The organism is Yoonia sp. (genome assembly GCF_017854415.1).
Taxonomy (GTDB): Bacteria; Pseudomonadota; Alphaproteobacteria; order Rhodobacterales; family Rhodobacteraceae; genus Yoonia.
In genome coordinates this window covers 1-9,719 of the sequence record NZ_JAFMHR010000117.1, presented here as the reverse complement: position 1 = coordinate 9,719, position 9,719 = coordinate 1, and the positions used below count along the sequence as shown (strand labels likewise).

The 9,719-nt window shown below is 54.6% G+C and carries 12 protein-coding genes; 7 read left to right on the top strand and 5 right to left on the bottom strand.

Annotated features, from left to right (window positions below):
* Positions 1-115: 115 nt before the first annotated feature.
* The 4 genes from QZ197_RS12560 to QZ197_RS12545 are packed head-to-tail and all read right to left on the bottom strand — an operon-like array spanning position 116 to position 3,138.
* The gene (locus QZ197_RS12560; RefSeq protein ID WP_296432359.1) at positions 116-502 is read right to left on the bottom strand and encodes an ankyrin repeat domain-containing protein; all 387 of its coding nucleotides are present in this window, start codon (positions 500-502) and stop codon (positions 116-118) included.
* A gap of 37 nt (positions 503-539) precedes the next feature.
* Positions 540-1,445 carry an ornithine carbamoyltransferase gene (argF, locus tag QZ197_RS12555; RefSeq protein ID WP_296432358.1) on the bottom strand — a complete coding sequence of 302 codons (906 nt, stop codon included), beginning with the start codon at positions 1,443-1,445 and terminating at the stop codon, positions 540-542.
* A 36-nt stretch (positions 1,446-1,481) separates the two neighbouring features.
* A complete protein-coding gene (locus tag QZ197_RS12550; protein WP_296432357.1) occupies positions 1,482-1,964 on the bottom strand; it encodes a GNAT family N-acetyltransferase in 483 nt (160 codons plus the stop codon).
* Positions 1,957-3,138, bottom strand: a complete 1,182-nt coding sequence (locus QZ197_RS12545; protein ID WP_296432356.1) for an aspartate aminotransferase family protein — start codon at positions 3,136-3,138, stop codon at positions 1,957-1,959. The genes QZ197_RS12550 and QZ197_RS12545 overlap by 8 nt, the downstream gene beginning before the upstream one ends.
* Positions 3,139-3,369: 231 nt before the next feature.
* Here QZ197_RS12545 and QZ197_RS12540 point away from each other — a divergent pair, with 231 nt between their 5' ends.
* Entirely contained in the window at positions 3,370-4,248 is an 879-nt protein-coding gene (locus QZ197_RS12540) for a DMT family transporter (RefSeq protein WP_296432355.1), read from the top strand.
* Between the two features lie 59 nt (positions 4,249-4,307).
* Complete coding sequence (locus QZ197_RS12535) at positions 4,308-4,721, top strand: hypothetical protein (RefSeq protein ID WP_296432354.1); 414 nt, start codon at positions 4,308-4,310, stop codon at positions 4,719-4,721.
* Here QZ197_RS12535 and QZ197_RS12530 read toward each other — a convergent pair.
* Positions 4,718-5,521 carry an ABC transporter permease gene (locus QZ197_RS12530; protein WP_296432353.1) on the bottom strand — a complete coding sequence of 268 codons (804 nt, stop codon included), beginning with the start codon at positions 5,519-5,521 and terminating at the stop codon, positions 4,718-4,720. The genes QZ197_RS12535 and QZ197_RS12530 overlap by 4 nt on opposite strands.
* 211 nt (positions 5,522-5,732) lie before the next feature.
* On the opposite strand from QZ197_RS12530, the gene QZ197_RS12525 reads away from it, so the two are divergent.
* From QZ197_RS12525 to QZ197_RS12505, 5 genes are all read left to right on the top strand, one after another.
* A complete protein-coding gene (locus QZ197_RS12525) occupies positions 5,733-6,329 on the top strand; it encodes a GcrA family cell cycle regulator (protein ID WP_296432352.1) in 597 nt (198 codons plus the stop codon).
* A 127-nt stretch (positions 6,330-6,456) separates the two neighbouring features.
* Positions 6,457-6,750 (top strand): hypothetical protein, encoded by a 294-nt coding sequence (locus QZ197_RS12520; RefSeq protein ID WP_296432351.1) that lies wholly within the window; start codon positions 6,457-6,459, stop codon positions 6,748-6,750.
* Between the two features lie 73 nt (positions 6,751-6,823).
* Positions 6,824-7,594, top strand: coding sequence for an SDR family oxidoreductase (locus tag QZ197_RS12515; RefSeq protein ID WP_296432350.1), 771 nt, complete (start codon positions 6,824-6,826; stop codon positions 7,592-7,594).
* A 41-nt stretch (positions 7,595-7,635) separates the two neighbouring features.
* Entirely contained in the window at positions 7,636-9,036 is a 1,401-nt protein-coding gene (gene rimO, locus QZ197_RS12510) for a 30S ribosomal protein S12 methylthiotransferase RimO (RefSeq protein ID WP_296432349.1), read from the top strand.
* 16 nt (positions 9,037-9,052) lie between these two features.
* Positions 9,053-9,706: a DUF5677 domain-containing protein gene (locus QZ197_RS12505; protein WP_296432348.1), complete on the top strand. Its 654-nt coding sequence runs from the start codon at positions 9,053-9,055 to the stop codon at positions 9,704-9,706.
* Positions 9,707-9,719 lie beyond the last annotated feature (13 nt).

Genomic DNA, 9,719 nt, shown 5'->3' with positions numbered 1-9,719 from the left:
CCAAAAAGAAAGTCGATGATTCAGGTTTGCGGGCGTTGCTCAAGGCCTTGACGTAAACCCTGCCGGACTGCGCTTACCGGCAGGATACATACTTTAAAATACAGAAAAATTTAACTTAGCTGTTATCGAAAAGTCTTCGCATATCGCCACCCAGCGCTTTCGCGAGCCCGATTGGCGTGTCGCCAAATTCGGACGATAAAGTGACGTTCGCACCCGCCTCAAGCAAAGCTTCAACTGCCTTTAAATCCTGCTTGCGCACTGCAAGATGCAATGGTGTTTCGGACATATCACCAATTGCGTTTACGTCCGCCCCAGCTTCGATCAACCGCAAGACTGCATAAGTGTCGTTGCGCCACAACATCACATGAAGAGGTGTGTCACCGTCAACATCACGGCTGTCCACAAAAACTGGAGCATTCCCCATTTTATCCGGGAAAATAGTGTCGGAACATGAAGCCAAAATATCTTCGAGTGACTGTCGTTTTTTGACTTTTATGGACATGGATAAAAAAGTCCTTTTGACCAAATGACGCCTGATCCTAGACGCCCAAGCAATATCGCATGATCGCCTTTTGCGCGTGCAGCCGGTTTTCAGCCTCATCAAAAATAACCGAACGTGGCCCGTCCATCACGCTGCTTGTCGCCTCGTCGTCGCGGTGTGCGGGCAGGCAGTGCATGAACAACGCGTCATCCTTGGCCTTGGCCATCAACGCATCATTTACTTGATAGCCGCGCAACTGGTTATGCCGCCGCTCGCGAGCAGACTGTGGGTCATGCATACTGACCCAGGTGTCTGTCACAATCAGATCGGCGCCTTGGACGGCCTCGTTTGGATCGCGCACCGTGGTGTAAAGCCCGTCAAGCGCTGGTTCTGGGTCCAGCGGGGGTGGTCCGGTGAACACCAGATCGAAATCGAACTGCTTGGCAGCATGGGCAAAGCTTGCGAATACGTTGTTTCCGTCACCGGACCAGACAACTTTTTTGCCTTTGATCGGGCCGTTATGTTCCTCGAAGGTCATTATATCGGCCATGATCTGGCAGGGATGCGTGCGATTTGTCAGCCCGTTGATCACAGGCACAGTCGCATATTCAGCCATATCCAGCAGGGTTTGTTCTTCAAACGTCCGGATCATGATCAGGTCCACATAGCGCGATAGGACGCGGGCGGTGTCGGCGATGGTTTCACCGTGCCCCAGTTGCATATCAGCCCCAGACAGCACCAACGTCTGGCCGCCCATTTGCCGCACACCGACGTCAAAAGAAACGCGTGTGCGGGTCGAGGGCTTTTCAAAAATTAACGCTACCATATGCCCTGCGAGCGGCGGGTCCGCGTCAAGCGTGCCTTTGGGTTTGCCTGCCCGCGCAGTCTTCATACTTTGGGCATTGTCGATGATCTGCCGCAACTGTTCAGTGGGCGTCGTATGGATGTCTAGAAAGTGATTCATGCGTTTCGCTTTTATTGGGGCTTTGCGCCCTGAATTTCAAAGGTGGGTCATAACTTGGACAAGGCTGCCATCACGTGCTGTAGCAAGTCGTCGCTTTTTGAAACCCGCTTGGTTGTAGATGTTGATCGCATGGATATCTTTGGTGTTCGGGGCCACCGCAATCATCGAATGTTTCATCCGCAAATCCCGAACCCGTGCGCTGAGGTATCCCGAAGCATGCCCCTGCCCCATAAACGCTGAATCACCGACAAAGCTGTCCATGGCGCGCGCGCCAGGTGGCAGGTCAGCGTATTGCGGTTGCCCATATGCGTTGGCGTTGTAATCAACAACAAAGGCGAACGGGTGATCGATCAGGGACACGATATTCATATCCACACCTGCACTGTTCAAATCATCCAACATCATCGCAACATGCCGCTCAGCGTCGGGCCACCATGCTTTGACATGCGGCGCATCAAGCCAGCGCCGTACCAGTGGCAAATCAGTCGACTTTAGCTTTCGAAATGTGAAATTACGCATGACCCCCCGCTAACTGCGCTGCCGCCGCATCCAGACGCAAAACTGCCTCTGCGATGTCTTCGTCCGCGATATTCAGTGCCGGCAACAGCCGCACAACATTGTCCGCCGCAGGAACCGTCAAAACGCCCTGCCCGTAGCCCGCCTTGACCACATCAGTATTGGTGGCCTTGCATTTCAGGCCCAACATCAGGCCCGACCCACGCACGCTTTCGAAGACATCCGGATATGCCGCGACCAAGCCTTCAAGCTTTTGGCGCATCAACGCCGCTTTGCGGTTCACTTCAGCCAAGAACGCGTCGTCTGCGATGATCTCCATTACTTTCGCGCCAACTGCGCAGGCCAAGGGATTGCCCCCATAAGTGGACCCATGTGTGCCTGCGGTCATGCCAGAGGCTGCATTTTCAGTGGCCAGAACCGCACCCAACGGAAAGCCGCCACCGATACCTTTGGCGACCATCATGATGTCAGGTGTAATTCCCGCCCACTCATGCGCAAACAGTTTGCCTGTCCGACCCATACCGCATTGAACCTCGTCAAGGATCAGCAGAATACCGTGTTCGTCGCAAAGATCGCGCAAACCCTTCAGGCAAACATCTGGCAGCGGGCGGATACCGCCTTCGCCTTGGATCGGTTCGACCATAATAGCAGCGGTTTGATCTGACACGGCCGCCCGCAACGCGTCGTGATCGCCAAATTCAAGATGGGTAAAACCGGGCAGAAGCGGGCCAAACCCTTTGGTCATTTTTTCGGAACCAGCAGCAGCAATACCCGCGCTTGAGCGGCCATGGAAGGACCCGGAAAATGTGATGATCTCGCTCCGCTCTGGCGTGCCTTTGTCGTACCAATACTTGCGCGCCATTTTGACAGCCAATTCGCAGGCTTCTGTGCCGGAATTGGTGAAAAATACCGTGTCCGCAAATGTGTTGGCGACAAGCGCATCCGCCAGCTTTTGCTGCGCGGGAATATTATACAAGTTGGACACATGCCAAAGCGCACCTGCCTGTTCGGTCAGAGCTTCGACCAGCGCCGGATTGGCATGTCCCAGCGCGTTCACCGCAATCCCTGCGCCCAGATCCAGAAAGCGTCGCCCGTCTTGCTCCACCAGCCAAGACCCCGTTCCAGACACGAATGTCAGCGGTGCGCGCGAATAAGTCGGTAGAATAGACGTGATCATGGCGATCTTCCTTAAACGTAAGCCCGATTGGTGCAGGACCGCACGGGGTGAGTCAATAATGTTAGTGGGTTATGAAGGACGTGACAAATGGCGGCGCGAATTAGCGTCGGCGTCGAATTACATATGTCAGTTGCGTTTTCATGGCTGTTTCGTAGCGTATTCGTACACCAAGGAAAACCCCTTAAGGTTCGCAGCTTGCAACGACGATCCAATACATCCAAGGATGCAGGCATGAGTTTGCACGCCCCAAATCCACCCCTTGCTGTCGTTTTTATGCTGACAGCAACTGCGTTCATCGCGGGCACGATGGTTATGGCAAAGTCGCTGGGCACGGACGTACTTGGGCCGCCTTTACACCCTTTGCAAATCTCGCATGGACGGTTCTTGTTCGCATTTGCCGCAATCGCCGGTGCCGCCCTGATTTTCCGTCCTACGATTTCGAACCCGCATTGGGGGCTGCATGTCGGACGCACTTTATTTGGGTGGGGCGGCGTCACACTGATGTTTGCCGCTGTCGCCTTTATTCCGCTGTCAGATGCCACTGCAATCAGCTTTTTGAACCCTGTGTTCGGGATGCTACTGGCTATCCCCCTGCTCGGCGAACGGGTCGGGCGTTGGCGTTGGCTAGCGGCTTTTATGGCGCTGATCGGTGCCCTGATCCTGCTACGCCCCGGCCCAGAGACGTTTCAGGCAGCGGGCCTGTTGGCTTTGGGCGCCGCGACGATCATGGGAATGGAGCTGATTTTCATCAAAAAGCTCGCCAACCGCGAACCTGCCTTTCAGATCCTGCTGATCAACAACGCAATTGGTCTTTGCATCGCAACCCTTGCGGTCTTGCCCGTCTGGCAGATGCCTACGCCGTCACAGTGGGGTGCGCTGGCGGGTCTTGGTGTCTTGATGGCGACGGCGCAGGCCTGTTTTGTGAACGCAATGGCGCGTGCGGATGCCAGCTTTGTGACACCGTTTAGCTATATCACTTTGATTTTTGCGACACTTTACGACATGCTGATCTTTGATGTTTGGCCTGATTGGGTCAGCGTCTTGGGTGCGATCATCATTCTCAGCGGGGCTTCGCTGCTGGCATGGCGTGAACGGCGGCTTCGCGCCTAGGCCGCATTTGTCATAAACTTAGCCTAAATCCAGCCATTTTTAATGTGTAGGTAACATTCATGAACGAAGTGTACGAATACCGCAATGCCCCCGGCAAAGGCGCGATTTGGCTTGCCGCATTTGGTGTGGCTTTGCTGTTAATGGCCGTTCTTATTGCCGGCGCAACCCATTTGATGCCGCTCGTATGGGTGGCAAGTGCTGTCACATTAGCGTGGATGGTTGTCCCGAAACCCATCTACGGCATCAAGGTCGATCCAGAATTTCTTGTGCTTTCAGCATGGCGCAAACCGCGTTTTGTGTGCCTTGAAGACATCGCCTATTTACGTGCGTCCGATATCAGCGACGAAACCAATATCGCGATTGTTTTCAAAAACGGCACCGAAGAAGGTATCTTTGCTGCCGATTTACCTGACACTGACACATTGGTTTACGTCATGGCCGAACACGGCATTCCAGTGCGTGGCGTCTACTAGGACTTGAGCCGGTAACCTGTGTGCATCCACCGCAAGCAGATGCCCAGAACCACAACACAGGCCAGCCCCACAACCATCAGACCAATCCAAGGGCTACTATCGCTGACCCCGATCATCCCGAAACGCACCCCATCAATGATATAGAAGAAAGGGTTTGCATGGCTCAGAGTTTGCATCAACGGTGGCAACGCCTCGATTGAATAAAACGTACCCGACAAAAACGCCAAAGGTGTGATCAGAAAGTTCGAGATCGCAGACAGTTGATCGAACTTGTTTGCGTAAATGCCCGCAATCATTCCCAGTCCGCCCATCAAGACCGATCCCAAAAACACAAAGACCACCACCCACGCGAGGTTTTGCATGCCTACACCAAGGAACAAGACAGCGCCCAACGCAATGACCACCGCCACCAAAGCTCCGCGCGCGACAGCGCCACCGATGTAACCTGCAACCAGTTCTGCGGCAGACAAAGGCGGCATGAGCGTATCAACGATATTGCCCTGTACTTTTGCAGACGCCAAACTGGACGATGTGTTCGCAAAGGCGTTCTGGATCACGGTCATCGTTAAAATGCCCGGTGCCAGAAACGTCATGAACGGCACTCCCATGACATCGCCGCGTTGTGACCCAATTGCGATCGTGAAAATCATCAAGAACAAACCCGCATTGATTAACGGCGCCATAACCGTTTGGGACCAAACATTCATAAAGCGACTGATCTCGCGGCGCACCAGCGTCCATGTCCCCAGCCAGTTCACCCGGCCAAAGCGACGCACGCCCATTTGGATTGGTTCGTTCATTTTTTATTCCTTTTGCAGTGCACTTCTCATAGCGGATCGGCGGCGAAACGCTAGGGTCCGGGGGTAAACCGACACGCAAACGCCAGAAGTTGCGTAAAAGCCCATACCTTGGCTTCACATCGCTGGCCGCAATGACTATTATGACCCAGATAAGATATAAAATGACCCGATCGCACCAGCGTATCCGGTCGGTAAACTCAAAGGAATTGTGATGTCCTGGACAGACGAGCGCGTTGAGACGCTCAAAAAGATGTGGGGCGAAGGCCAGTCGGCCAGCCAGATCGCCAAGGAATTGGGCGGCGTCACGCGTAATGCGGTCATTGGCAAGGTGCACCGGTTGGGGCTTTCGAACCGTGCGGGCTCTGGCGGGTCAGCGGCGACAAAAGCTGCGCCTAAGGAAAAACCGGCAGCAGCGGCTGCAAAGCCCGCGCCAAAACCTGCAGCCAAGCCAAAGGTTGTGGCTTCTGTGCCTGCTGTAAAAGAAGAGCTTGAGCTGGACGAGAACGGCATTCCGATCTCGGCGGCGCGTCGCGCGATTATTCCTGCGGGGCAGCCTTTGCCACCGCAACCATCCGCGAATGAAATCAGCCCCGAGGCATTGGCTAAAGTCAGCGAAGTTGAGAAGACCGCCAAGCGTATCAGCTTGATGGAATTGACTGAAAAGACTTGCAAGTGGCCTGTCGGTGATCCTGCTACGGATGACTTTTGGTTCTGTGGTTTGGGCGTGCAGCAAGGCAAGCCTTACTGCGAGGCTCATGTCGGCGTAGCCTTCCAGCCAATGTCATCACGGCGCGACCGTCGCCGATAAAACCTAGCGTGGATCATGATCCACCAAACATGATCAAAGGCCGCTTTTCTCCAGAAGCGGCCTTTTTCTTTGCTTTTCCACGTTCGAGGGTCCACCGTTGTCCCCCAATTATGAAAGGATCTTTCCCATGCCTCAGTTTATCATGACCTATCACGGCGGCAGTAAACCTGCGACGCCCGAAGAGGGTCAAGCGCACATGCAGCGTTACATGGAATGGATCGGCGGTTTGGACGCAATTGTCCCGCAGCAACCGCTTAAGGGCAGCGAGGTCTTGGGCAGCAAGGAAATCACCACCATGATGGGCTATTCCATCATCAATGCCCCCGACATGGATGCCGCCCGCGCCATCGCGCAAAGCTGCCCGTTTCTAGATATGGACGACAGCGCCATGCAGTTGAGCGAATTGATGGTGATGGGTTAATCCCACCTGCCATTGAAGTTACCGCACCGTTGCATACATCGGTGCAAACGCTGACTTCTTTAGGAATATACATATGTCCAATACTGCCCTGATCACTGGTGCCTCTTCTGGCATCGGACGCGAATTCGCACGCTACCACGCAAAACGCGGCGGTGATCTGATTATCACGGCCCGCCGTGCCGACGCATTAGAGGCGCTGAAAGCCGAACTTGAGGCGGCGCACGATGTCAAAGTCACAGTCGTGGCCCTTGATCTGGGCGCACCAGACGGTGCCGCACAGCTTTATGCAGCCACCAAGGACCACAAAATCGATGTCCTGATCAACAACGCAGGCTTTGGCGGTCAAGGCGCGTTCACTGACCGCGCGCTTGATGCCGACCTGGCGATGATCGACCTTAACGTCAAAGCGTTGGTTGCACTAACCCATATGGTCGCCAAGGACATGGTCGCGCACGGTGGCGGCAAAATCCTGAACGTCAGCTCAACCGCAGCCTACATGCCCGGCCCTTTGCAAGCGACGTACTTTGCGACCAAGGCCTATGTTAGCAGCTTTAGCCAAGCGCTTGACGCGGAATTGCGCGACAAAGGTATCACAGTGACCGCGCTTGAGCCGGGTTATGTCGCAACCGAATTTGCCGCTGTCGCCGACCTAGAAGGCACAGGGCTGGCGGCGCAAAAGGGATCAACTGCCGACAAAGTGGCAAAGTTCGGCTATGACGCCATGCTGCGCGGTGATTTGCGCGCGATCAACGAAGGACAACTGCGGTTCATGCTGAACTGGATCATGCCTTGGCTACCGCGACGCATGGCGATGAACATGATCAAGAAGATGCAAACGAAGTAAGGCGCTTTCCACGGGTTTCACGCCACGCTATATGGCAGCGCATGACACAAAACCCGCCAGAGCTTCGCCCCGACCTCGCACCGCGCGCAAAAATCACCGACACCCCGCGCGCGGGCCAACCCACTATCGGAATGGTCAGCCTTGGCTGTCCCAAAGCCTTGGTCGATAGCGAACGCATTCTGACCCGGCTACGGGCCGAAGGGTACGCGATCAGCCCCGACTATGCGGGTGCTGAAGCCGTTATCGTGAATACCTGCGGGTTCCTTGATAGTGCCAAAGCCGAAAGCCTTGATGCGATTGGCGAGGCGCTGCGCGAAAACGGCAAAGTCATCGTGACAGGCTGTCTGGGCGCCGAACCCGACTATATCCGCGAACATCATCCGCAAATTCTGGCAGTCACGGGTCCGCACCAATACGAACAGGTGCTGGACGCGGTGCATGCCAATGTGCCGCCTGCCCCTGATCCGTTCATCGATTTGTTGCCCGCGAGTGCGGTCAGCCTGACACCGCGGCACTATAGCTATGTGAAAATTTCCGAGGGCTGCAACCACAAATGCAAGTTCTGCATCATCCCCGATATGCGCGGTCGGCTGGCATCGCGGCCCGCCCATGCAGTATTGCGCGAGGCGGAAAAGCTGGTGGGCGCAGGCGTCAAAGAACTGCTGGTGATTAGCCAAGACACCTCTGCCTACGGACTTGATCGCAAATACGATGTGAACCCTTGGCAGGATGGCGAAGTCCGCAGCCACATCACCGATCTGACCCGCGAGTTGGGCAAGCTTGGCGCATGGGTGCGGCTGCATTACGTCTATCCCTACCCGCACGTGCGCGACCTGATCCCGATCATGGCGGACCCGACCAACGGCGTGCTGCCTTACCTTGATATCCCGTTCCAACATTCCCACCCTGATGTGCTGCGCCGCATGGCGCGACCTGCGGCGGGGGCGAAAACACTCGACGAAATCGCCGCTTGGCGTAGCATTTGCCCCGACATCACCCTGCGGTCGACATTCATCGTGGGTTATCCGGGCGAGACCGAGGAAGAGTTTCAACACCTGCTAGATTGGCTGGACGAGGCGCAACTCGACCGCGTGGGCTGTTTTCAATACGAAAACGTCGCAGGCGCGCGCAGCAACGCATTGCCTGATCATGTAGCGGCGGAGGTCAAGCAAGAGCGCTGGGATAGGTTTATGGAAAAGGCACAGGCGATTTCGGCGGCAAAGCTGGCCGCAAAGGTTGGCCGCACGCTTGAGGTTATCGTGGACGATATCGACGAAGACGGCATCGCGACGTGCCGGACATGGGCAGATGCGCCCGAGATCGACGGGAATTTGTTTATTGATGAGGGTGTTGATCGGTTGTCGGTTGGGGATGTTGTGAAGGTGGTTGTGGAAGAGGCTGGGGAGTATGATTTGTGGGGAAGACTGTTTGGTGCCGAATAAGAATCAAACAATCGAATTGACTGAACTAGAGGCCACGATATTTCAGGGAATTGATCAGCTTGGGCTACTAGGCTTTGACAAGCACAGCTACAGAGATCAAATTTTTGTAGGCTTAAGTGTTTCGATACTGGAACGGTGTCATGCAATTTTAGTGCTAGTAAGGGAAGATAAAGTCTTCGACGCACAAATAATTTTGCGTTCTGCGTTTGAATATCTAGTTGAAGCTAAGAATATTATTCAAAGTGATGATTTCCACTGGAATTCACAGGCGGATTTCTTGAAAGGCATGCGGCTTAAGTTGAAGGCTGCGGAGGCCGGAAATCCTTTCTTCGCATCGATCGCGGCCAAGATTTCCGTTGCCGAAGAGCTAGACAAGCTTGCAGCGAAAACATCTGAAATCACAGAACTTGGCGGCAAGAATCTAAGTTTTGAGAGAAAGTGCCAAGCTGTTGGAATGCAGGCCGAGTATGACAGCATTTACAGATCGTTATCCAATCAAGCACATCCGACATATGCGGGCATAATCGAGCGGCACTTTAAGATCGATGAAGAGACCAGTGATTTTGAGGTCCGAGGCTTCGACCCCGCAAGCAGTTTGTCGTGGAATGTCGTGGTCGATACGGGGAGTATCCGAAACTCTGTGTATGAGGCTCAGTCCATGCCGGTTTGACGGGTCATCTGTT